Here is a 21553-nt window from a genome sequence, read left to right as displayed (position 1 = left end):
CCGGATTGTCGCCGGCGGGTTAGAACAGGACCGGCTCGTCCTCGGCCGGGGCATACATGTTGATTTCCATGCCGCAGGCGATTTCCTTCGGCGCGGGTTTGGTCCAGGCCATATGGTCTCCTCCTCAAGGCCGCCGCATGGGTGCGGGCAGGTCGATGCTAGGCCGCTCGGGCCGGCAGTCAACGCGCCAAAGGTCGTAGATGGCGCGAGGGGCATCGCTGTGCTAGCCTGTCGGGCCGAGAGGAGAGCGGATGTTCCATCTGGTCCTTGCCGCCTGTCTGGCGGCCCAGCCCGCCACCTGCCAGCCCCGCCTGCTGCCCGCCGGCGACGCGCCCACGCGCGAGGAATGCGAGGCGCGCGCCGCGCCCATCGCCCGCGACTGGCTGGCCCGGCACCCTGAACTGACCGGCAGCGAGGGCGCGCGCTGCGTCGAAACCGCCGCCCTGCCCGCCCTGACCGTGCAAGAGGTGGCGCCGGGCGTGCATGTGCATCAGGGGGCGGTGGCGCAGATCTCGCCGCAGAACCGCGGGCGGATCGCGAATCTCTCCTTCGTCATCGGCGAGACGGTGGCGGTGATCGATGCCGGCGGCAGCCGGGCCGAGGGCGAGGCGCTTTACGCGGCGATCCGGCAGGTGACCGACAGGCCGGTCAGCCATGTGATCCTGACCCATATGCATCCCGACCACATCCTGGGCGCCGAGGTGTTTTCCGAGGCCGGCGCCACCGTCGTCGCCGATGCCCGCCTGCCCGAGGCGGTGACGCGGCGCGCGGACAGCTGGATGGCCTCGGTCCCGCGCCAGATCGGCGCGGCGAATTTCGCCGGCACGCGCATCGCCAGCGTGGACCAGACCGTCGAGGCGACGCAGACGCTGTCGCTGGGCGACCGGCAGTTGCGGCTCACGCCGGTGCCCTCGGCCCATACCGGCAGCGACATGACCGTGCTGGACGAGGAAACCGCCACGCTGTTCGCCGGCGATCTGGTGTTCCTGGGACTGACGCCGTCGCTCGACGGTTCGCTGGCGGGCTGGCTCGACTGGATCGGGCGGAAGCCCGACCCCGAGCCGGCGCTGATCGTGCCCGGCCACGGCCCGGTCGTGGAAAGCTGGGACGAGGCGGTGACGCCGCAGCGCCATTACCTGACCGCCCTGCGCGACGCCACGCGCGAGGCGATCGGCGCCGGCCTGCCGCTGTCGCGGGCGATCCCGGCCATCGTCGCGGCGATGCAGCCGGTCTCGGAAGGCTGGGCGGATTTCCGGGCCACCACCGCCCGCAACGCCGCGGCGGCCTATACGCAGCTGGAATGGGAATAGATTGCCTCGCCCGCGCCCCGGTGCCACAACTATGCCGAGCGCGGAAGGAGGAAGGTCATGGCACATCCCGTCTGGCACGGTTTCATCGCGGCGGCCCTGGGCGGGCTTCTCATCGCCGGCACCGGCGCGCTGGCGCAGGACGCGCCCCTGCCCGAGCGGCGACTGTCGCTGCAGGCCGATACCGACCTGCCGGGCGGCGACCTGGGGCCGGTCTTCGACACCACGCTGCAAGCCTGCGTGCAGGCCTGCCTTGGCAATGACGACTGCCGCGCGCTGACCTACAACCAGCGGTCCCGCGCCTGCTTCCCCAAGGGCGAGGGCGCAGGGGCCGCGGCGCCCTTTGCCGGTGCGCTGTCGGGCCATGTCGTCGCCTCGACGGCCGAGGAGCGGCTGCGCGCCGAATCCCGCGCCGGTGCCGCGCCCTTCCTTGCCGCGCAGGACCTGGCCGCCGCGCAATCGCTGGCCCGCAGCTTCCCCGCCCTGCACCCGCCCTTGGGCGCGGATTATCCGCAGGGCAGCGCGCAGGATGCCGAGAACACGGGCGAGCTGGTGCTGGCCGCCCGCATCCTCGCCGCCGAGGCCGCGCGCTACGACCGGGCCGAGGACTGGACCAATCTGGCCCGGCTGACGCTCTATACCAGCGACCAGAGCGACCGCGAGGCGTCGAACGCCATCGCGTCGATGGCGATCAACGGCTATCTGCGCGGGGCCGAGGACGCGGTGGCCGCCCGGGCGCTGTCCTGGCTTGCCATGGCGTGGGAGCGGCTGGACCGCGGCCGCGACGCGCTGGCGGCCTTGCGGCTGGCGGCGCGGCTCGCGCCCGGCGACAATGCCATCGCCCAGGCGCTGGAGGAATCGCAGGCCCGCAACGGGCTGCGGGTCACCGACACCCAGGTCGAATCCGAAGGCAAGCTGCCGCGGTTCTGCGCGGTGATGTCGCGCGACCTGTCCTCCGGCACCGATTACGCGCAATTCCTGCGCCTGCCCGGCCGCGACCTGACCGTCGAGGCCGATGGCGACCGGCTTTGCGTCGCCGGCCTGACCCATGGCCAGGAGGTGGAACTGACCCTGCGCGCCGGCCTGCCCGCCGCCGACGGCGAGGTGCTGGCCCGCGACGTGACGGTCAAGGGTTATGTCCGCGACCGCGCGCCCTCGGTCCGCTTTCCCGGCCGCGCCTATGTGCTGCCCGCCTCGGGCGACCAGCGGCTGTCCATGGTCACGGTCAATGCCGATACGATCAACCTGCGCCTCTTGCGGATTTCTGACCGCAACCTGATCCGCGCCATGGCCGAGGACATGTTCGCGACGCCGCTGGACAGCTGGCGCGCCGATTATTTCAGCGACCGCATGGCGCGCGAGATCTGGAAAGGCACGGCGCAGGTCGCCAAGCCGATGGGACAGGACAGCCTGAACCAGGAGCTGACCACCAGCCTCGCCCTTCCCGCCGAGGCCGGCCCGCTGGAGCCCGGCATCTATATCGCCGAAGCCGGGATCGAGAACGAAAACGTCCAGGACACCGGGCTGGCGACGCAATGGTTCGTGATCTCGGATTTCGGGATCTCCACTTTCTCGGGCGCCGACGGGCTGACCGTGGCGGTGCGCAGCCTGGCCGACACCTCGGCCAAGGCGGGGGCCGAGGTGGCGCTGGTCAGCCGCTCGAACGAGGTGCTGGCCAAGGCCGCGACCGATGCCGAGGGCATCGCGCATTTCGCGCCGGGCCTCGCCATGGGCAAGGACGGCGCCGCCCCGGCGCTGGTCACGGTGACCGACTGGCAGGGCGAGGGCGCCGAGCGCGCGCCGCGCGACATGGCCTTTCTGTCGCTCTCGGACCCGGAATTCGACCTTTCCGACCGCGGGGTCGAGGGCCAGCCGCCCGCCCCGCCCATCGACCTGTTCCTGACCACCGACCGGGGCGCCTATCGCGTCGGCGAGACGGTGAACGCCACCGTGCTGGCCCGCAATGCCGAGGCCCGGGCGCTGGAGAACCTGCCGCTGACCGCGGTGATCCTGCGTCCCGACGGGGTCGAGGCGACGCGCCTGCCCGCGCAGGATGCCGGCGCCGGCGGCAGCGTGGTCAACTGGCAGATCCCCGGCAACGCCCCGCGCGGCACCTGGCGGATGGAGCTGCGCACCGAGGCGGACGGCCCGGCGCTGGCCACGGCGCGCCTGCTGGTCGAGGATTTCCTGCCCGAGCGCATCGACTTCACCCCGCGCCTGCCCGAAGGCCCGGCCCGCGCCGGCGGCACGCTGGAACTGTCGCTTTCGGCGCATTGGCTGTTCGGCGCACCGGCCGCGAACCTGCCGGTCGAGGGGCAGCTGCGCCTGTCGCCGACCCGCAGCCTGACCGGCTTCGACGGCTATGTCTTCGGACGCGAGGATGACGACAGCGCGCCGGTGACGGACAGCCTGCCGCCGGGCACCACCGATGCGCAGGGCCATTACCAGACGCAGATCGAACTGCCGCCGGCCGGCCGGCTCGGCCCCCGCCCGGTCGCGGCCGAGGTGGTGCTGGACATCCGCGAAGGCGCCGGCCGCCCCGTCGAGCGCAGCGAAACGCGCGTGGTCATGCCCGAGGCGCCGGTCGCCGGCATCCGCCCGCTGTTCGAGGGCGACACCGTGTCCGAAGGCTCGGACGCGCGCTTTGCGCTGGTCGCGGTCGGCCCGGACCTGAAACCGGCCGCCGAGCCGCTGCGCTGGGTGCTGAACCGCATCGACACCGACTACCAATGGTATTCGCTGGGCGGGCAATGGAACTGGGAGGCGATCACCACCCGCACCCGCATCACCGAGGGCGTGGCCGAGCCGGGCCAGGCCCCGGCCGAGATCGCCGCCCCCGTCGAATGGGGCCAGTATGAGCTGGTGGCCGAGCCGGCCTCGGGTCAGGGCGGGCAAAGCTCGGTGCGGTTCTATGCCGGCTGGGGTGCGGTCGCCAATTCGGGGACCGAGACGCCCGACCGCTTGCAGGTGGTGCTGGACAAGCCCGCCTATCGCAGCGGCGATGTCGCCCGCGTCCGGGTCGAGGCCGCCAGCGAGGGGCTGGGCCTCGTTTCGGTGCTGTCGAACCGGCTGGTGTCCATGCAGACCGTTGCCCTGAAGGCGGGCGAGAACCAGATCGACCTGCCGGTGACCGACGACTGGGGCGCCGGGGTCTATGTCACCGTCAGCGCCATCCGCCCGCTGGGCGAGGCGCGGCCCGGCGACCGCCAGCCGGTGCGGGCGCTGGGTCTGGCCCATGCCGCCGTCGATCCCGGCGACCGGAGGCTTGCCGCCAGCATCGAGGCCCCGGCCGAGACCCGGCCGCGCGGCACGATCCCCGTCACGCTGAAGGTCGAGGGCGCGGCGGGCGAGACGGTGCATGCCACCGTCGCCGCCGTCGATCAGGGCATCCTGAACCTGACCCGCTTCCAGCCGCCGAACCCCTCGCAGCATTATTTCGGCCAGCGCCGGCTGGGCGTGGCGCTGCGCGATCTTTACGGGCGGCTGATCCTGCCGACCGGCGCCCCGGACGGCGCGCTGCGCGAGGGGGGCGACGCCAGCCTTGCCGGCAATGCCGAGGCGCCGCCGCCGACCGAAAAGCTGATGAGCTGGTTCTCGGGTCCGCTGACCGTGGGCGCGGACGGCACCGCCACCGTCGAGGTGCCGGTGGGCGATTTCAACGGCGAGGTGCGGATGATGGCCGTGGTCTGGTCCGCCAAGGGCCTGGGCCAGGCCGATGCCTCGGTGCTGGTGCGCGATCCGGTGGTGATGACCGTGACCGCGCCGGCCTTCCTGGCGCCGAACGACAGCGCCCGGCTGGGCCTGCGGCTGACCCATACCTCGGGCCCCGCCGGAGAGATGCGGCTGGCGCTGTCGCAGGTCGGCGGCGAGGGCGGGCTGACCTATTCGGTGGAGCCGCAGGTGCAGCTTGGCGAACAGGCCGAGGCGCAGCTGCAGATCCCCGTGACCGCGACCGAGGCGCTTGGCACCGCCAACCTGCGGCTGGTGCTGACCACGCCCGAGGGCGAGGATCTGACCAAGGACATCGCCATCCCCATCGCGCTGAACGAATCCGACATCCAGCGCCGCGACCGGCTGGTGGTCGAGCCGGGGCAAAGCGTCACCATCCCCGCCGGGCTGACCCAGGGCCTGCTGCCGGGCGCCGAGATCACCGCCGCCATCGGCCCCTATGCCCGGCTGGACGTGGCGGGCGCGCTGATGCGGCTGGCGCGCTATCCCTATGGCTGCACCGAACAGCTGACCTCGGGCGCCATGCCGCTGCTCTACCTGCCCGGCCTGGCCGCCGCCGAGGGGATCCGGGGCGAGGATACGGCCGAGCAGGTGCAGAAGGCGATCACCCAGATCCTGACCCGGCAGGGCAGCAATGGCGGCTTCGGCCTGTGGTATGCCGATTCGGGCGATCTGTGGCTTGAGGCCTATGTCACCGATTTCCTGTCGCGGGCGCGGGCGGCGGGCCATCAGGTGCCCGAGACCGGCTTCCGCATGGCCATCGACAACCTGCGCAACCGTGCCAATTACGCCACCGAACCCGCCGCCGCCTCGGCCGAGGAGAACGCGGCGCTGGCCTATGCGCTGGCGGTGCTGGCGCGGGAACGGGCGGCGACGGTGGGCGATCTGCGCTATTACGCCGATACCGCCGCGGGGTCGTTCTCGACCCCGATGGCCGCGGCCCATCTGGGGGCTGCGCTGGCCTCTTACGGCGACCAGCAGCGGGCGGATCGCCTGTTCACGCAAGCGCGGAACCTGCTGAACCTGGGCGCGCCCGAGCCCTATGCCTTCCGCGCCGATTACGGCACTCGGCTGCGCGACGCCACGGCGCTTCTGGCGCTGGCGGCCGAGGCAAGGACGCAGGCGGTCGACGCCACCGGCCTGACCAGCCAGATCGCCGAGCGCATCGCCCGGGCCGAGGAGGACGGGCGCAGCCTGTCCACCCAGGAATCGGTCTGGACCGTGCTGGCGGCGCAGTCGCTGTTCGGCGCGACCCCGCCCGCGACGCTGAACGGCGTGGCGCTGACCCAGCCGGTCGCAAGCCTGCCGGTGGATGCGAGCATCGCCAATACCGGCGAAAGCGCGCTGGAAGTGACGCTGACCGCGACCGGCAAGCCCGCGGGCCCAGTCGCGGCCGGCGGCAAGGGCTATGCCATCGCGCGCCGCTATTACAGCATGCAGGGCGAGGCGCTGGACCCCGCCAGCCTGCCGCAAGGCACGCGCATGGTGGTCGAGCTGGAGATCTCGCCGCAGGCCGAGGGCGGCGGGCGGCTGGTCATCGCCGATCCGCTGCCGGCGGGGTGGGAGATCGACAACCCGAACCTCTTGCGCGCCGGCGACGTCTCGGCGCTGGACTGGCTGGAAGGCGAGACCTCGGCCGAGATGACCGAGTTCCGCGCCGACCGTTTCGCGGCGGCGCTGACCTGGACCTCGGCCGAGCGGTTCCGGCTGGCCTATATCGTCCGCGCCGTGACGCCGGGCGAATTCCGCCACCCGGCCGCCAGCGTCGAGGACATGTATCGCCCCGAATTCCGCGCCTGGTCGGACAGCGGCACCGTCACCGTCACGCCCTGAAAACCGCAGGCATCCCGGCCGCGAAACGGCCGGGGTGTTTCGCCGCAGGCGGGTCACGAAAGCATTGCTTGCCCGATCGCGTCCCGCCGGGCCATAATCCCGCCATCGCGTAAGGAAGGGGAGGACGCCTTGCCCGAGACCCGCCCGGCAACGCCCAGCACAATCCGCCACGAGGATCGCGTGGTCCAGGCCTCGCAATCGCCCGGCGCCGTCAGCCGGCTGGCGGCAAGCTGGCGGCGCTCGATTCTCAAGCATGGGCTGGACCCGACCCGGCCGCCCGAGCCGCGCCGCCTGACCGAGCGCGAGCTGTCCGAGCGCGTCGAGCGCATGGACCGCTTCATCGCCGTCGCCCGGCCGCAGCTGGACCAGCTGTTCCAGCTGGTCTGCCCGACCGGCTGCAACCTGCTGCTGACCGACGCGCAGGGCATCGTGCTGGAGCACCGCGTCAGCCAGGGCGACGCCGCCACCTTTCGCGGCTGGGGGCTGTGGCGCGGCATGGACTGGTCCGAGGAGGTGCAGGGCACCAACGGCATCGGCACCTGCCTGGCCGAGGGACGGCAGGTCACGATCCACCGCGACGAGCATTTCTATGCCAGCAATACCGGGCTGTCCTGCATGGATGCGCCGATCTGGGGACCGGACGGCCGGCTGATCGCGGCGCTGGACGTCAGTTCGGCCCGCGCCGACCATACCGAACGGCTGAACGCGCTGATCGCGGCGCAGGTCGCGCATAGCGCCCGCGCCATCGAGGCAGCCTTCTTCCGCGTCTCCTTCCCCGGCGCGCGCATTGTCGCGCCGCCTGCCGAGGGGGTCGAGGACGGCACGCTGCTGATCGCGGTGGACAAGGACGATCTGGCCATCGGCGCCAACCGCGCCGCCCGCCGCGCCTTCGGCCTTGAGAAAGAGGGGCAATTGCGCCCGCGCCCGGCCTCGGACCTGCTGGGCCGGCAGGACGAGGCGACCGGGTTCGAGCGCGCCGAACGCGCCGCCGTGATTCGCGCGCTGGCCAGGGCCGAGGGCAATGTCTCGGCCGCCGCCCGGGCCCTCGGCGTGGGGCGGGCGACGCTCTATCGCCGCATGGCGCGGCTGGGCATCGACGAAAATCCCGGCAAACTGTCTCGCCCCTGAAACACATCCGCCCTGCGGCGCGAAGCCCCGCGTTGACCCGGAAGGCGTCCGGGCACAGGCTCTTGTGCAACCGGCTGGAGGAGCCGGGCTGACAGGAGGAAGATCATGCCGAACGACCAGACGCATCCCTTCCGGGGCGTGAACGCGCTGCCCTTCGAGGCGCGCTACGACAATTTCATCGGCGGCAAATGGGTGGCGCCCGTCTCGGGCCGGTATTTCACCAACACGACCCCGATCACCGGCGCCGAGATCGGCGAGATCGCGCGCTCCGAGGCCGGCGATATCGAGCTGGCGCTGGATGCCGCCCATGCCGCCAAGGACAAATGGGGCGCGACCAGCCCGGCCGAGCGCGCCAACATCATGCTGAAGATCGCCGACCGGATGGAGCAGAACCTGGAGCTGCTCGCCACCGCCGAGACCTGGGACAACGGCAAGCCGATCCGCGAGACCATGGCCGCCGACCTGCCGCTGGCCATCGACCATTTCCGCTATTTCGCCGGCGTGCTGCGCGCGCAGGAAGGCTCGATCAGCCAGATCGACGACGACACCGTCGCCTATCACTTCCACGAGCCGCTGGGCGTGGTGGGGCAGATCATCCCGTGGAACTTCCCGCTGCTGATGGCCTGCTGGAAGCTGGCCCCGGCGATTGCCGCCGGCAATTGCGTGGTGCTGAAACCGGCCGAGCAGACCCCCGCCGGCATCATGGTCTGGGCCAACCTGATCGGCGACCTGCTGCCGCCGGGCGTGCTGAACATCGTCAACGGCTTCGGGCTCGAGGCCGGCAAGCCGCTGGCGTCCAGCAACCGGATCGCCAAGATCGCCTTTACCGGCGAGACGACGACCGGGCGGCTGATCATGCAATACGCATCCGAAAACCTGATCCCGGTGACGCTGGAACTGGGCGGCAAGTCCCCGAACATCTTCTTTGCCGATGTCGCGCGCGAGGACGACGATTTCTTCGACAAGGCGCTGGAAGGCTTCACGATGTTCGCGCTGAACCAGGGCGAGGTCTGCACCTGCCCGTCGCGCGTGCTGATCCAGGAATCGATCTATGACAAGTTCATGGAGCGCGCGGTCCAGCGCGTGCAGGCGATCAAGCAGGGCGACCCGCGCGAAAGCGACACCATGATCGGCGCGCAGGCGTCGAGCGAGCAGAAGGAAAAGATCCTCAGCTATCTCGACATCGGCAAGAAGGAAGGCGCCGAGGTGCTGACCGGCGGCAAGGCGGCCGATCTGGGCGGCGAGCTGTCGGGCGGCTATTACATCGAGCCGACGATCTTCCGCGGCAACAACAAGATGCGGATCTTCCAGGAGGAAATCTTCGGCCCGGTGGTCTCGGTCACCACCTTCAAGGACCAGGCCGAGGCGCTGGAGATCGCCAATGACACGCTTTACGGGCTTGGCGCCGGTGTGTGGTCCCGCGATGCCAATACCTGCTACCGCATGGGCCGCGGCATCAAGGCCGGCCGGGTCTGGACCAATTGCTATCACGCCTATCCGGCCCACGCGGCCTTCGGCGGCTACAAGCAGTCCGGCATCGGCCGCGAGACGCACAAGATGATGCTGGACCACTATCAGCAGACCAAGAACATGCTGGTCAGCTATTCCCCGAAGAAGCTGGGCTTCTTCTAAGGGAATGGCCGGGCGCGCGTCACCCCGCGCCCGGCCCGTTCCTCCCCTCCCCGATGACAACTGCAAGGAGTCCCCTCTCATGGCCAAGACCATGAAGGCCGCCGTCGTGCGCGCATTCGGCAAGCCGCTGACCATCGACGAGGTGCCGGTCCCCGAACCCGGCCCCGGCATGATCCAGGTCAGGATCCAGGCGTCCGGCGTCTGCCATACCGACCTGCACGCCGCCGAGGGCGACTGGCCGGTCAAGCCCAACCCGCCCTTCATTCCGGGGCACGAGGGCGTGGGCTTCGTCTCGGCCGTGGGCGCCGGGGTGAAGCATGTCAAGGAAGGCGACCGGGTCGGCGTGCCCTGGCTCTATACCGCCTGCGGCCATTGCCGGCATTGCCTGGGCGGCTGGGAGACCTTGTGCGAAAGCCAGCTCAACACCGGCTATTCCGTGAACGGCGGCTTTGCCGAATATGTGGTGGCCGATCCGAACTATGTCGGCCACCTGCCGAAGAACGTCGATTTCCTGGACATCGCCCCGGTGCTCTGCGCGGGCGTCACGGTCTACAAGGGGCTGAAGGTCACCGACACCAAGCCCGGCGACTGGGTGGTGATCTCGGGCATCGGCGGGCTGGGGCACATGGCGGTGCAATATGCCAAGGCCATGGGGCTGAACGTCGCCGCCGTCGATATCGACGACGACAAGCTGGCGCTGGCCCGCAAGCTGGGCGCCAGCGTGACGGTAAACGCCGCAACCGAGCCCGACCCGGCGGCGGCGATCAAGCGCCAGACCGATGGCGGCGCGCAGGGCGTGCTGGTCACGGCGGTCGGCCGCAAGGCCTTCGAGCAGGCCATCGGCATGGTCGCACGCGGCGGCACGGTGGCGCTGAACGGCCTGCCCCCGGGCGACTTCCCGCTGGACATCTTCGGCATGGTGCTGAACGGCATCACCGTGCGCGGCTCGATCGTCGGCACCCGGCTGGACCTGCAGGAATCGCTGGATTTCGCCGGCGAGGGCAAGGTCAGGGCGACCGTGCACAAGGCGAAGCTCGAGGACATCAACGACATCTTCGGCAAGATGCACCAGGGCCAGATCGAGGGCCGCATGGTGCTGGACATGGCGGGCTGAGCATGGAACCCGTCGCCAATCCCGATGGGCCGGACCAGGTCGAGGCCACCCCGGCGGCGCTGGCGCTGCTGGCCGAGATCGTCGCCGATCACGGGCCGGTGCTGTTCCACCAGTCCGGGGGCTGCTGCGACGGGTCCTCGCCCATGTGCTACCCGCAGGGCGAATTCCGCATCGGCGCGCATGACGTGAAGCTGGGCGAGATCGGCGGCATGCCCTTCTATATCTCGGCCAGCCAATACGAAGCCTGGAAGCATACCCGCCTGGTCATCGACGTGGTGCCCGGCCGCGGTGGCATGTTCAGCCTGGACAACGGGCGCGAGCGGCGCTTCCTGGTGCGGTCCGAGATCTGCCGGCTCTGACCGCGGCGCGGGCGCACGACCTCCCCCAAGCCGTCCGTGCGCCCGCCCTTTTCTCAGGCGCGGATCTGCCGCGCCTCGTTCAGCAGCATGATCGGAATGCCGTCGCGGATCGGAAAGGCCAGCCCCGCGGCCTCCGAGACGAGCTCCTGCGCCCGGGCGTCGTAGCGCAGCGTCGCATGGGTCACCGGGCAGACCAGCGCCTCGAGCATGTGGCGGTCATAGCCGCGTTCGGTCGCATCGGTCACTGGATCGTCTCCTCGTTGTCGCCGCCGTGCAGGGCGTATTCCAGCAGCCCCTCCAGCAGGATGCGGCGCTTGAACAGCGTCGGCGCCTCCAGCAGCGCCTGCTTTTCCTCGGGGGCGAAGGGCAGCAGCATGGACAGGGAATTGACCAGCGTCTCCTCCTCGGAAGCCTCGGCGGCGTCCCAGTCGGTGGACAGGCCGCGCTGCTCCATATAGCGGCCCAGCCGCGCCATGAAGCCCTTGCGCTCGAACCGCGGGTCTTCCTCGGGCTGGACGGCCAGGTCCGTCTCATAGCCAGACCAGTCCACCTGGCCGCGCAGATAGGGGGTGAAGCCGGGCCGCACCTCGTTCAGCCGGAAGCGCGAGCGCGCCTTGAGCGAGATCATCAGCCGCCCGTCGTCCAGTTCGGAAAAGGCGACGATCCGGCCCGCGCAGCCGACCTGGGCCAGCGCGTCCAGCCCGCCCTCGGCCGGCTGGATCATGCCGATCAGCCGCGAGGGCGTCTTCAGCACGTCCTCGACCATCTGCAGATAGCGCGGCTCGAAGATCTGCAGCGGCAGGCGGGTGCGGGGCATCAGCACCGCGCCCGGCAGCGGGAACAGCGGGACTGTCTCGGGCAGGTCGATGCCGCGCGACATGTCAGGCGAAGATCAGCGAGGACAGCCGGCGGCGCCCCTTCTGCGCCAGCGGATCGGTGGGCTTCATGGCGTCGAAGATGGTCAGGAGCTGCGCCTTGGCGGCGCCCTCGTTCCAGTCGCGGTCGCGGCGGAAGGCTTCCAGAAGCTGATCGATGGCCTCCTCGACCTCGCCCGCGGCATGCAGCGCAGTGGCATAGTCGAAACGCGCCTGCTGGTCGGCCGGGTCGGCCTCGACCTTCTGGCGCAGCTCGTCCAGCGGCCCGGCCTCGGCGGCCTGCCGCGCCAGCTGCAGCTGGGCGCGCGCGGCCTCGACCGGCGCGGCATTGGCGATGGCAGCGGGCACCTGCGCCAAAGCCTCCTGGGCGCGGTCGGCATGGCCGGCGGCCAGATGGGCGCGGACCAGACCGCCCCAGGCGGCGGCGTTCTCGGGCTCCTCCTCCAGGATCGCGGCAAAGGTCTCGGCCGCATCCTCGGGCGCACCCTCGGCGATCATCGCCTCGGCCGCCTCCAGCGCCTCGGCCAGGCCGCCGTCATCGCCGGCCATGGCCGCCAGCTTCTCGACGAACTGCTTGATCTGGCTTTGCGGGATCGCGCCCTGGAAGGCGTCGACCGGCTGGCCCTGGAAGAAGGCATAGACCGTCGGGATCGACTGCACCCGCAACTGGCCGGCGATCATCTGGTTCTCGTCCACATTGACCTTGGCCATGCGGACGCGGCCCTTGTGGCGGGCGACCTCGGCCTCCAGCTGCGGGCCCAGCGTCTTGCAGGGGCCGCACCAGGGCGCCCAGAAATCGACGATGACCGGCACCGTCATCGAGGCATCGACCACATCGGCCATGAAGGTCGCCTCGGTCACGTCCTTGATGAGATCGGCCGGGGCGGCATCTTTGGGGGCGGAGCCAAGCTCGAGCATCGGAATTCCTCATGCGAAAGGGTTGCCCCCTAGATGGCGCAGCGGCCGGCGCGATGCAAGTTTCGCCTGGCGGCGCGGCCTTCGGGCGGGGTCAGAGATCGAAGCTCGCCAGCACCGGCACATGGTCGCTGGGCTGCTGCCAGCCGCGCAGCGGCCGCAGGATGCGGCTGCCATGGCCCGCATTGGCGATGTCCGGCGTGGCCCAGATATGGTCCAGGCGCCGGCCCTTGTCGGCGGCGTCCCAGTCGCGGGCGCGATAGCTCCACCAGCTGTAAAGCAGGCCCTGCGGAATGTCCTGGCGGGTGATGTCCACCCATTTCCCGGCATCCTGCGCGGCGCCCAGATGTTCGACCTCGACCGGCGTGTGGCTGACGATCTTCAGCAATTGCTTGTGCGACCAGACGTCGTCCTCGCGCGGGGCGATGTTCAGGTCGCCCACCATGATCGAGCGCACCGGCCTGTCGGCGTGGAAGGCGTCGCGCATCTCGGTCAGGAAATCCAGCTTCTGGCCGAACTTCACATTCTGCTCGCGGTCGGGAATGTCGCCGCCCGCCGGCACGTAGAAGTTGTGGATGATGACCCCGTTCTCCAGCCGGGCGGCGACATGGCGGGCATGGCCAAGCCCGGCATAGTCGCGGTCGCCCGCATCCTCGATCGGCAGCTTCGACAGGATGGCGACGCCGTTATAGCCCTTCTGCCCGCGCGCCACGAAATGCCGGTAGCCCAGCGCCCGGAACGCCTCCAGCGGGATCTTCTCGACCGGGCTCTTGGTCTCCTGCAGGCACAGGATGTCCGGCGCTTCCTCGGTCAGGAAGCGGGCGACCAGCGCCTCGCGCAGACGGACCGAATTGATGTTCCAGGTGGCGATGGTGAACATGGCAGCTCCTTTTCGGGGACGGACCCTAAGGGGCCATGGCCGGCTTGTCCATCACGGCTGCGGCCGGGGGCTGTCTGCCCCCGGACCCCCGAGGATACTTGCACAAGAAAGAAGGACACCCCCGCATCAGGGGGCCGAGCCTTCGGGCTTCTTTCTTGCTTAAATATCCTCGGGGGGTGCGGGGGGCGAAGCGCCCCCGCAGGGCCGCGCCGACGGAAAACCCGGCCGCCGGACGGGCCGGGGCCGGGTCATCATGTGGCCGCATCCGCCGACCACCGGGCTTCGCAGGCAGAACCCGCAAGCCATGCTCGGGTTCCGCCGATGAACATAGATCAAGCGACCAGGCGATAGCCGCCGGATTCGGTGACCAGCAGCCGCGCGTTCGAGGGGTCGGGCTCGATCTTCTGGCGCAGGCGATAGATATGGGTCTCCAGCGTATGCGTGGTCACGCCGGCATTGTAGCCCCAGACCTCGTGCAGAAGCACGTCGCGCGGCACCACCCCGTCCTGGGCGCGATACAGGAATTTCAGGATGTTGGTTTCCTTTTCCGTCAGCCGGATCTTGCGGTCCTTCTGGTCGATCAGCATCTTCATCGCCGGCTTGAACGTATAGGGGCCAAGCTGGAAGATCGCGTCCTCGGACTGCTCATGCGTGCGCAGCTGGGCGCGCAGCCGGGCCAGCAGCACCGGGAACTTGAACGGCTTGGTGATATAGTCGTTCGCGCCCGAATCCAGGCCCAGGATGGTGTCCGCGTCGGTATCGTGGCCGGTCAGCATGACGATGGGGCACTTGACGCCCTGCTTGCGCAGCCGCTTGCACAGCTCGCGCCCGTCGGTGTCGGGCAGGCCCACGTCCAGCACCACCAGGTCGAAGATGGCGCCCTTGCTCTTTTCCACCGCCTCGTGGCCCGTGCCGGCCTCGAACACCTCGAAATCCTCGGTGGCGACCAATTGCTCGGCCAGGGCCTCGCGCAGGTCTTCCTCGTCGTCGACCAGCAGGATCTTTTTCAGTCCGGCCATTCTTGCCTCCTTTGGCGTTATGGCGGAAAACTGTGGCGCGGCGCGGCAGGCGTCCAGCGGTTTGCAGCAATTCTCACATGGAGTTGTCGGAAATCCGCCCTATGTTTCAGATTGTTTCAACCATGCTGGCCCGATGACCCTGATCCCGACCCTGACCGAGACCCTGTCGCGCGCCCGCGCCGATCTGCGCATCGGCCTGCCCGTGGTCATCGGCGGCCAGCTGGTCGCGGCGGTCGAGACACTGCGCGCCGACCGGCTGAAGACGATGCGCGCCCTCGGCCCCGCCGTGCTGGCGATCACCGAGCCGCGGGCCGAGACGCTGAAGGTCCGGGTCTATGACCGCGACCTGGCGCGGGTCGCGGTGCCGGACGATGCCGATCTGGCCTGGCTGCGCGCCGTGGCCGATCCGGCCGGCGACCTGATGACGCCGATGAAGGGGCCGTTCCGCAGCCCGCGCGGCGGCGATGTCGATCCGCATCGCGCCGGCATCGCGCTGGCGAAATCGGCGCAGCTGCTGCCTGCGGTGCTGGTGGTGCCCCTGGCCGATCCGCCCGAGGGGCTGACGCGGCTTTCCCCCGGCCCGGCGCTGGCGCAGATGGCGACCGAGGCCGCGATGGCCCCCGTCGCCGCCGCGCGCCTGCCGCTGCTGGCCGCCGAGAACGCCAAGCTGCACATCTTCCGCCCCGACACCGGCGAGGCCGAGCATTACGCGGTCGAGATCGGCGCCCCCTCGCGCGCGGCGCCGGTGCTGGCGCGGCTGCATTCGGCCTGTTTCACCGGCGACGTGCTGGGCAGCCTGAAATGCGATTGCGGCCCGCAGCTGCATGCCGCGCTGGCCGCCATGGGTCAGGCGGGCGAAGGCGTGCTGCTGTATCTGAACCAGGAGGGGCGCGGCATCGGCCTGGCCAACAAGATGCGGGCCTATGCCTTGCAGAACCAGGGCTTCGACACGGTCGAGGCCAACCACCGCCTGGGCTTCGAGGACGACGAGCGCGATTTCCGCATCGGCGCCGGCATCCTGAAGAAGATGGGCTTCGGTTCGCTGCGGCTGATGACCAACAACCCGCGCAAGGTCGCGATGCTGGAGGGCCACGGCATCCGCGTGGCCGAGCGCGTGCCGCTGATCACCCCCCGCAACCGCCACAATACCGGTTATCTGGACGTGAAGGCGGCTAAATCGGGGCACCTGCTGTGATCCGGCTGACGCCGCTGGGGCTGTGGGCGCGCGGCCGGCTGCTGCCCTGTTCGGTCGGCCGCGGCGGGCTGACGCGCGCCAAGCGCGAAGGCGACGGCGCGACCCCCGTCGGCCGGCACCGCATCGTCGGACTGCTCTATCGTCCCGACCGGGTGGCGCGGCCCTCGGGCTGGGCGCGGCCGATCCTGCCCGGCGACCTGTGGTGCGATGCCTCGGGCGATCCGGCCTATAACCAGCCGGTGCGCGCGCCCTTCGCCCCCAGCCACGAGGCGATGCGGCGGGCCGATCCGCTTTACGACATCGTGCTGGTCACCGACTGGAACTTTCCGCAGGCGCGGCCCGGCGCCGGCTCGGCGATCTTCCTGCATCAATGGCGCCGGCCGGGCTTTCCCACCGCCGGCTGCATCGCCATGGCCCGGCGCGACCTGACCTGGCTCGCCTCGGTGGTGCGGCCGGGCGAGTTGCTGGAGGTGCCGGACCTGCCGCGCTGGCCGGCTCGCCACCGCATGGCAAGGATCGGCAAGGACTAGGCCGCTAGGGGCGAATGAAGTCCCAGTTCACCCGGATCGAGCGCGGTTCGCAATAAAGCCGCAGGCTCTCGGTCTCGCCCCGGTCGCTCTGGAAGGCGTCGAGGCTGTCGTAGACATGCAGCTGCGCCATGCGGACATGGCCGCCGTCCACCCCGGTCACGAAGAAGGCATAGACGTGCTGGCCATGCGCCAGGCCGAAGCCCTGGGTATTTTCGGCATCCTGGCTGGGCTGGTAATATTTGGTCGAGAAATAATAGCCCGTGTCCTCGAAATAGAGCTCGGGTGCGCCGAGGGCCTCGGCGAAATTGTAGCTGTAGCGGTTCGACTGCCCCTCGGCGTCCGGCCGTTCGGCGCAGAACTCGACCCGCTGGTCGGCGGTCAGGATGTCGCAGGTCAGCACCGGCATCATGCCCGGCCCGCAATTCGCCACCGCCTGCCCGGCCAGGCAGGCCAGGCCCAATCCGGCAAGAAACTGCCTTTTCCCCGTCATCGCTTAGCCCGGCCCGAAATTTTCATCATCGATCCTGATCGAGGGAGGATAGCAGACCCGGCGCTGGATCGGCCTGTCCTGCTTGTAATCGTTGAAATCCTGTTCCGAGCCATAGACCTGCAGCACCGCCGGGTTGGGCGAGCTCAGCTCTTGCCCTTCGCCGTCCAGGTTCATCAACGCGCCGTCCACGAAGACCGCATAGACCGTGCCCCCGTTCGACAGCGCGGTGGCATAGGCCGGGCCATGGATGCCCTGCACATGGCCCTTGACGCCGCCGATGCCGCTGTCGGCCCGGAAGCTCAGCTCGCGGCCCTTGGGCGAGATATAGGCGTAGTCCAGCGCGCCGCCGGGCAGCCTGCAGATCTCGACCCGCGCCTTGCGCTCGGGGAATTCGCAGGCAAAGAGCAACTCGCCCGGCGGCGCGCAATCGGCCAGCGCCGGGCCGGCGGCCAGCGCCAGGATCAGGGCGGCGATGCCCCGGCTTCCGGCGCGGCCCCTCACAGCGGCCCCGTCTGCCACAGCCGCACCTTCAGCCCGCCATGCGCGACATATGGGCCGGGCTCGCGGAACGGCAGGCCGGTGGCGCGGGCCAGAGGCGCCTCGCTGGTCACCAGGCCGACGCGCCAGCCGCGGAAGCGGTCGCGCAGCACCTCGCCCAACGCCGCATGCAGGCCGAAGAGCGGCCCCTTGTTGCCGATGCGGGCGCCATAGGGCGGGTTGATGATGACAAGGCCGGGCGGTCCCTCGGGACGCTCCAACTCGGCGATGGCGCGGTTCTCGAAGCGGGTCCAGCCTTCCAGCCCGGCGCGTTCGGCATTCTCGCGGCTCATGCGGATGGCGCCCGGGTCGCGGTCGCTGCCGTGACAGCGGGGCTGCGCGGGGGCAGAGGGGACCGCGGCGGCACGCATCGCCTGCCATGCCTGCGCGTCGAAGCCGGGCAGCCGCTCGAAGGCGAAATGCCGCATCCGGCCGGGACGCAGGCCCGCCGCGATCTCGGCAGCCTCGATGACGAAGGTGCCCGAGCCGCACATCGGGTCCAGTACCGGCTCGGCCCCGTCGAAGCCGCATTGGCGCAGGAACATCGCCGCCATGGTCTCGCGCATCGGCGCCTTGCCGACCGCCTGCTTGTGGCCGCGCCGGTGCAGCGATTCGCCCGATGTGTCCAGGCTGAGGGTGCAAAGGTCGTCCTCGATGCGGATCTTCAGCGTGACCGGCGCATCCTCGGCCACGGAGGCGCCCAGGCTGTCGCGGAGGGCGGCCCCGACGCGCTGAGTGATGGCGCCGGCGTGATAGATGCGGGACTTGCGGCTGCTGGCCTCGATGCGGATCGGCACGTCCGGGCGCAGCCAGTCGGCCCAGGGAAAGCGGCGCGCGCGCTTGTCGAGCTGCGCCGGATGCATGGCGCGAAAGGCGCCGATGCGGGCCAGAACCCGCGTCGCGCCGCGGATGTCCAGATTCGCCCGCCAGACATCCGGCCAGCCGCCGATGAAGCTGACGCCACCCGGCTGGACCTGCGCGTCCCAGCCAAGCGCGCGGGCTTCCTCGGCCAGCGGTTCCTCCAGCCCGGGGGTGGCGACCAGGAAGATCTCCATCCGCGCCGGATCGGCGGCCAGCGGCGCCGGCTCGGGTTGCGGTCCGGGCGGGGGCTTGGGCGCGGCATGGCGGGACGGGGTCTTGGCGGATCGGGTCTTGGGGGCGCGGGGCTTCATCGGGTTCCGGCAGGCGAAAAGGGCCCCGCATCATGCGCCGCGGCGTCAGGGAAGGCAATCCGCGCCGATTGTCGCCTTATTGGCGTCAGTTTTTCCCGATTGGCGCCATTTCCTGCCATTCCGCCCGCGCCTATCTGGGGCGTAACGGGAATGAAGGAGACCGACATGGCCACGAGCGATGCCCCGATCCAGATCGGCCGGGTGGCGCTGATCGTCAACGACCTCGACAGGGTCGCGGATTTCTACCAGTCCGCCATCGGGCTGGAACGGCTTTCGGGCGGCGGCGAGGAGCTGGTGCTGGGCGCCGGCAGCCTGCCGCTGCTGGAGCTGCATCGCGACAAGGCCGCCCGGCCGCGCCCGCAAGAGGCGGGGCTGTTCCACACCGCCTTCCTGCTGCCCGACCGTCGGGCGCTGGGGCGTTGGCTGCGCCATGCCGCCGACCGGGGGATCGGCCTTGACGGCGCCTCGGACCATCTGGTCAGCGAGGCGGTCTATCTGCGCGACCCCGAGGGCAACGGCATCGAGATCTATGCCGACCGGCCGCGCTCGGCCTGGCAGCATGACGGCGCCGAGGTGCGGATGGACACCGGCGCGCTGGACCTGCGCGCCCTGCTGGCGGCGGCGGACGGGCCCTGGCGCGGTGCGCCCGGGGGCAGCGTGGTCGGGCATGTGCACCTGCAGGTCGGCGATCTGGCCGCGGCCGAGGATTTCTGGATGAACCGTCTGGGCATGGCGCGCATGGCGCATCGCTTCGGCGCCAGCTTCTTCGCCACCGGCGGATATCATCACCATGTGGCGGGCAATGTCTGGAACAGCCGCGGCGCGGGCTTGCGCAGCCCGGATGCGGCCGGGCTGGCCGAGGTGGTGCTGGCCGCCGATCCCGACCGGCTGCAGGCGCTGGGGGCGACCGAGTTCCGCGACCCCTGGGGCACCCGGATCCGCGTCGAGCCCAGGCGGTGACGCCGGCCGGGGGCTCTGCCCCCGCGCCTTCCCGGCCCCTCGACGGGGCCGGGAAGGCGCTCCCCCGGGATATTTGTCCAAGAAAGATCTCAGGCCGGGCGCCAAAGCCCGCTGCGGCGCGTGAAGCGCAGATGTTCGGGCGGGCGGAAGCCGGGTTCGGTCATGGGTGCGACATGGCGTTCGACCAGCAGGTCCGGGCCGGCGAAGTCCAGCACGGCGAATTCGTTCTGACGGTCGCCGGGGCGGTCGCAAAGCGCGGTGCCGGCCTGGACCTGCAGGATCGCCCGCCCCTCGTCGCCGAGGAAGGCGCCGATCGACCACAGATGCAGATGGCCGGACAGGACCAGTTGCACGCCCTCGGCCTCGAAGCGGGCCAGGGCGGCGGGGGCGCCCTGCATCAGCGCCTTGTCCACCTGCGGGCGCTGCTGCATCGGGTGGTGCAGCGCGACGATGTTGATGCAGTCGGGGTCCAGCCCGGCGATCACCCGCGCCACCTGCGCCGGCGTGATGATCCCGCGCTGCCAGGCCATCGGATCGACGCTGTTCACGCCCTGCACCCGGAGGTGGCCGACATGGCCGACAGGCTCGAGATTCTCGGCGATGGCGCGGCGCCAGCGGCGATAGGGGCGCATCATCCGGTCCGCCAGCCGATAAAGCGGGATGTCGTGATTGCCGGGCACCGCCAGCAGCGGCGATTCGATCCGCCGCAGGAAGGCGGCGGCTTGGGCGAATTGCGCCGAGCGACCGCGATGGGTCAGGTCGCCCGTCACCACCACCAGATCGGCGCGGGCGGCGTTGATCCGCTCGATCAGCGGCTCGACCAGCGGCTTGCGCTCCAGCCCGAAATGCAGGTCCGAGAGATGCAGGATGCGGGTCATCCGGCATCCCGCCCGCCGCTTCCAGCCGGGACCAGCACCTTCAGCGCGCCGTGCCGCACGCGGACGCGAAAGGGTGAATCCATCCAGGTCTTTTCGCCGTCATGGGCGACGTATTCATGGCGCGGCACGGTCTCTAGCTCGAATTCATCGGCGCAGATCAGGTCGAAATCGGCATAGCGCGCCGTCTTGCCGATGGCCAGCCGCAGGGCCGAGCGCACCAGCGGCCCCGGCCGCCTGGCCCGCGCCACCAGCAGCGCCAGCTGGCCCCGGCGCACGCAATCGGCCCCCTCCAGCCCGAAACTGTCCAGCTGGTAGGCGCTTTTCGCCACGAAGGCCAGCGCGGTGGTGAAATGCCGCTCTTCGCCATTCGCGCGCACCGTCAGGTGCAGCGGCCGGCGCAGGGTCCACAGCGCCACCACCGCCGACCAATAGGCCGCAAGCCGCGAGCGGCCCCAGCGGCGATAGATGCTTTCGCGGCGCCGCAGGATCTCGGGATAGGCGCCGAAGCTGGCGTTGTTCAGGAAGATCATGCCGTTCATCTCGCCGACATGGACCCGGCGGATGCGGGGGGCGTCGAAGATCGCCAGAGCCGCCTCGACCGTCTCGCCCGAGTCGAGGTCGCGGGCGAAATAGTTGAAGGTGCCGCCGGGGATCACCGCCATCGCCACCCGCGTGCCCGCGACCGCTCCGGCCACGGCGGCCTGGGTGCCGTCGCCCCCCGCCGCGACGATCAGGTCGAAGCCCTCGGCCACCGCGGCCCGGGCCATGGCGGGCAGGTCGGCGCCCTTGCCGGTGCCGCGGACCTCGAACGCGGCCACCCGCCCGTGCAGCGCGCCGCGCAACTTGCCGGCGATGTCCTCGCCCGCCTCGCGGCCCGAGCCCATGTTCACGATGGCACAGACCCGTGCATTGCCCAGTTCGAATCCGGGGCCTTCCGCAGGGTCGCATTGGCTGGTCATCTGGTCGTCTTTCCCCGTTGCCACGCCCCGCAACCCCCTTG

20 protein-coding genes are annotated in these 21553 nt (G+C 70.4%); 9 read left to right on the top strand and 11 right to left on the bottom strand.

From position 1 onward, the window contains the following. Positions 1 to 19 precede the first annotated feature (19 nt). On the bottom strand, positions 20 to 112 hold the full coding sequence (gene pqqA / locus LOS78_RS08780) for a pyrroloquinoline quinone precursor peptide PqqA (RefSeq protein WP_024843519.1): 93 nt from the start codon (positions 110 to 112) through the stop codon (positions 20 to 22). A 139-nt stretch (positions 113 to 251) separates the two neighbouring features. Between pqqA and LOS78_RS08775 the strand changes: the two genes are divergently transcribed. The 6 genes from LOS78_RS08775 (at position 252) to LOS78_RS08750 (ending at position 11102) form a co-directional block, all read left to right on the top strand. Next, positions 252 to 1310 (top strand): quinoprotein relay system zinc metallohydrolase 2, encoded by a 1059-nt coding sequence (locus LOS78_RS08775; RefSeq protein ID WP_230377975.1) that lies wholly within the window; start codon positions 252 to 254, stop codon positions 1308 to 1310. 57 nt (positions 1311 to 1367) lie between these two features. Beyond that, on the top strand, positions 1368 to 6869 hold the full coding sequence (locus tag LOS78_RS08770) for an alpha-2-macroglobulin family protein (RefSeq protein ID WP_230377974.1): 5502 nt from the start codon (positions 1368 to 1370) through the stop codon (positions 6867 to 6869). 129 nt (positions 6870 to 6998) lie between these two features. Then, complete coding sequence (locus tag LOS78_RS08765; protein ID WP_051416329.1) at positions 6999 to 7997, top strand: GAF domain-containing protein; 999 nt, start codon at positions 6999 to 7001, stop codon at positions 7995 to 7997. 105 nt (positions 7998 to 8102) lie between these two features. Continuing rightward, a complete protein-coding gene (gene adh, locus LOS78_RS08760; protein WP_036698515.1) occupies positions 8103 to 9629 on the top strand; it encodes an aldehyde dehydrogenase in 1527 nt (508 codons plus the stop codon). A 79-nt stretch (positions 9630 to 9708) separates the two neighbouring features. Next, entirely contained in the window at positions 9709 to 10743 is a 1035-nt protein-coding gene (adhP, locus tag LOS78_RS08755) for an alcohol dehydrogenase AdhP (RefSeq protein ID WP_028714144.1), read from the top strand. 2 nt (positions 10744 to 10745) lie between these two features. Then, entirely contained in the window at positions 10746 to 11102 is a 357-nt protein-coding gene (locus LOS78_RS08750; protein WP_028714145.1) for a DUF779 domain-containing protein, read from the top strand. 53 nt (positions 11103 to 11155) lie between these two features. Here the strand turns inward: LOS78_RS08750 and LOS78_RS08745 are convergent, their stop codons facing one another. The 5 genes from LOS78_RS08745 to LOS78_RS08725 form a co-directional block, all read right to left on the bottom strand. After that, positions 11156 to 11347 carry a Trm112 family protein gene (locus LOS78_RS08745; RefSeq protein WP_028714146.1) on the bottom strand — a complete coding sequence of 64 codons (192 nt, stop codon included), beginning with the start codon at positions 11345 to 11347 and terminating at the stop codon, positions 11156 to 11158. Further along, positions 11344 to 11982: an LON peptidase substrate-binding domain-containing protein gene (locus LOS78_RS08740; RefSeq protein WP_028714147.1), complete on the bottom strand. Its 639-nt coding sequence runs from the start codon at positions 11980 to 11982 to the stop codon at positions 11344 to 11346. The genes LOS78_RS08745 and LOS78_RS08740 overlap by 4 nt, the downstream gene beginning before the upstream one ends. Position 11983: 1 nt before the next feature. Then, positions 11984 to 12895, bottom strand: coding sequence for a co-chaperone YbbN (locus tag LOS78_RS08735; RefSeq protein WP_230377973.1), 912 nt, complete (start codon positions 12893 to 12895; stop codon positions 11984 to 11986). 91 nt (positions 12896 to 12986) lie between these two features. Continuing rightward, positions 12987 to 13772 (bottom strand): exodeoxyribonuclease III, encoded by a 786-nt coding sequence (locus LOS78_RS08730; protein WP_230377972.1) that lies wholly within the window; start codon positions 13770 to 13772, stop codon positions 12987 to 12989. A gap of 332 nt (positions 13773 to 14104) precedes the next feature. Further along, positions 14105 to 14791, bottom strand: a complete 687-nt coding sequence (locus tag LOS78_RS08725) for a response regulator transcription factor (protein ID WP_028714150.1) — start codon at positions 14789 to 14791, stop codon at positions 14105 to 14107. Positions 14792 to 14924: 133 nt separating this feature from the next. Between LOS78_RS08725 and ribA the strand changes: the two genes are divergently transcribed. Both ribA and LOS78_RS08715 read left to right on the top strand, forming a co-directional pair. Beyond that, complete coding sequence (gene ribA, locus LOS78_RS08720; protein ID WP_230377971.1) at positions 14925 to 15986, top strand: GTP cyclohydrolase II; 1062 nt, start codon at positions 14925 to 14927, stop codon at positions 15984 to 15986. Next, positions 15983 to 16516 (top strand): L,D-transpeptidase, encoded by a 534-nt coding sequence (locus LOS78_RS08715; RefSeq protein ID WP_230377970.1) that lies wholly within the window; start codon positions 15983 to 15985, stop codon positions 16514 to 16516. Before ribA ends, LOS78_RS08715 begins: the two co-directional genes overlap by 4 nt. 4 nt (positions 16517 to 16520) lie before the next feature. Here the strand turns inward: LOS78_RS08715 and LOS78_RS08710 are convergent, their stop codons facing one another. Genes LOS78_RS08710 through LOS78_RS08700 form a run of 3 tightly spaced genes read right to left on the bottom strand, consistent with a single transcriptional unit; the run spans position 16521 to position 18715 of the window. Then, on the bottom strand, positions 16521 to 17006 hold the full coding sequence (locus tag LOS78_RS08710) for a hypothetical protein (protein ID WP_230377969.1): 486 nt from the start codon (positions 17004 to 17006) through the stop codon (positions 16521 to 16523). 3 nt (positions 17007 to 17009) lie between these two features. Then, on the bottom strand, positions 17010 to 17525 hold the full coding sequence (locus LOS78_RS08705; protein ID WP_230377968.1) for a hypothetical protein: 516 nt from the start codon (positions 17523 to 17525) through the stop codon (positions 17010 to 17012). Then, positions 17504 to 18715, bottom strand: coding sequence for a class I SAM-dependent RNA methyltransferase (locus LOS78_RS08700; RefSeq protein WP_230377967.1), 1212 nt, complete (start codon positions 18713 to 18715; stop codon positions 17504 to 17506). The genes LOS78_RS08705 and LOS78_RS08700 overlap by 22 nt, the downstream gene beginning before the upstream one ends. 165 nt (positions 18716 to 18880) lie before the next feature. On the opposite strand from LOS78_RS08700, the gene LOS78_RS08695 reads away from it, so the two are divergent. Beyond that, positions 18881 to 19675 carry a VOC family protein gene (locus LOS78_RS08695; protein WP_036698561.1) on the top strand — a complete coding sequence of 265 codons (795 nt, stop codon included), beginning with the start codon at positions 18881 to 18883 and terminating at the stop codon, positions 19673 to 19675. Between the two features lie 89 nt (positions 19676 to 19764). On the opposite strand, the gene LOS78_RS08690 is transcribed toward LOS78_RS08695, so the two are convergent. Further along, positions 19765 to 20553, bottom strand: a complete 789-nt coding sequence (locus tag LOS78_RS08690) for a metallophosphoesterase (RefSeq protein ID WP_028714156.1) — start codon at positions 20551 to 20553, stop codon at positions 19765 to 19767. Next, on the bottom strand, positions 20550 to 21512 hold the full coding sequence (locus LOS78_RS08685) for a diacylglycerol kinase family protein (protein WP_230377966.1): 963 nt from the start codon (positions 21510 to 21512) through the stop codon (positions 20550 to 20552). The genes LOS78_RS08690 and LOS78_RS08685 overlap by 4 nt, the downstream gene beginning before the upstream one ends. Positions 21513 to 21553 lie beyond the last annotated feature (41 nt).

This window comes from Paracoccus sp. MA (assembly GCF_020990385.1).
Classification (GTDB): domain Bacteria; phylum Pseudomonadota; class Alphaproteobacteria; order Rhodobacterales; family Rhodobacteraceae; genus Paracoccus.
The sequence above is the reverse complement of the archived record's forward strand: the minus strand, read 5'-3'. Positions and strand labels throughout refer to the sequence as shown.

What these genes read in the sequence shown, in the direction of transcription:
- pqqA (WP_024843519.1), bottom strand. Translation starts at nt 112, where the DNA reads ATGGCCTGGACCAAACCCGCGCCGAAGGAAATCGCCTGCGGCATGGAA.
- LOS78_RS08775 (WP_230377975.1), top strand. Translation starts at nt 252, where the DNA reads ATGTTCCATCTGGTCCTTGCCGCCTGTCTGGCGGCCCAGCCCGCCACC.
- LOS78_RS08770 (WP_230377974.1), top strand. Translation starts at nt 1,368, where the DNA reads ATGGCACATCCCGTCTGGCACGGTTTCATCGCGGCGGCCCTGGGCGGG.
- adh (WP_036698515.1), top strand. Translation starts at nt 8,103, where the DNA reads ATGCCGAACGACCAGACGCATCCCTTCCGGGGCGTGAACGCGCTGCCC.
- adhP (WP_028714144.1), top strand. Translation starts at nt 9,709, where the DNA reads ATGGCCAAGACCATGAAGGCCGCCGTCGTGCGCGCATTCGGCAAGCCG.
- LOS78_RS08750 (WP_028714145.1), top strand. Translation starts at nt 10,746, where the DNA reads ATGGAACCCGTCGCCAATCCCGATGGGCCGGACCAGGTCGAGGCCACC.
- LOS78_RS08740 (WP_028714147.1), bottom strand. Translation starts at nt 11,982, where the DNA reads ATGTCGCGCGGCATCGACCTGCCCGAGACAGTCCCGCTGTTCCCGCTG.
- LOS78_RS08735 (WP_230377973.1), bottom strand. Translation starts at nt 12,895, where the DNA reads ATGCTCGAGCTTGGCTCCGCCCCCAAAGATGCCGCCCCGGCCGATCTC.
- LOS78_RS08730 (WP_230377972.1), bottom strand. Translation starts at nt 13,772, where the DNA reads ATGTTCACCATCGCCACCTGGAACATCAATTCGGTCCGTCTGCGCGAG.
- LOS78_RS08725 (WP_028714150.1), bottom strand. Translation starts at nt 14,791, where the DNA reads ATGGCCGGACTGAAAAAGATCCTGCTGGTCGACGACGAGGAAGACCTG.
- ribA (WP_230377971.1), top strand. Translation starts at nt 14,925, where the DNA reads ATGACCCTGATCCCGACCCTGACCGAGACCCTGTCGCGCGCCCGCGCC.
- LOS78_RS08710 (WP_230377969.1), bottom strand. Translation starts at nt 17,006, where the DNA reads ATGACGGGGAAAAGGCAGTTTCTTGCCGGATTGGGCCTGGCCTGCCTG.
- LOS78_RS08700 (WP_230377967.1), bottom strand. Translation starts at nt 18,715, where the DNA reads ATGAAGCCCCGCGCCCCCAAGACCCGATCCGCCAAGACCCCGTCCCGC.
- LOS78_RS08695 (WP_036698561.1), top strand. Translation starts at nt 18,881, where the DNA reads ATGGCCACGAGCGATGCCCCGATCCAGATCGGCCGGGTGGCGCTGATC.
- LOS78_RS08690 (WP_028714156.1), bottom strand. Translation starts at nt 20,553, where the DNA reads ATGACCCGCATCCTGCATCTCTCGGACCTGCATTTCGGGCTGGAGCGC.
- LOS78_RS08685 (WP_230377966.1), bottom strand. Translation starts at nt 21,512, where the DNA reads ATGACCAGCCAATGCGACCCTGCGGAAGGCCCCGGATTCGAACTGGGC.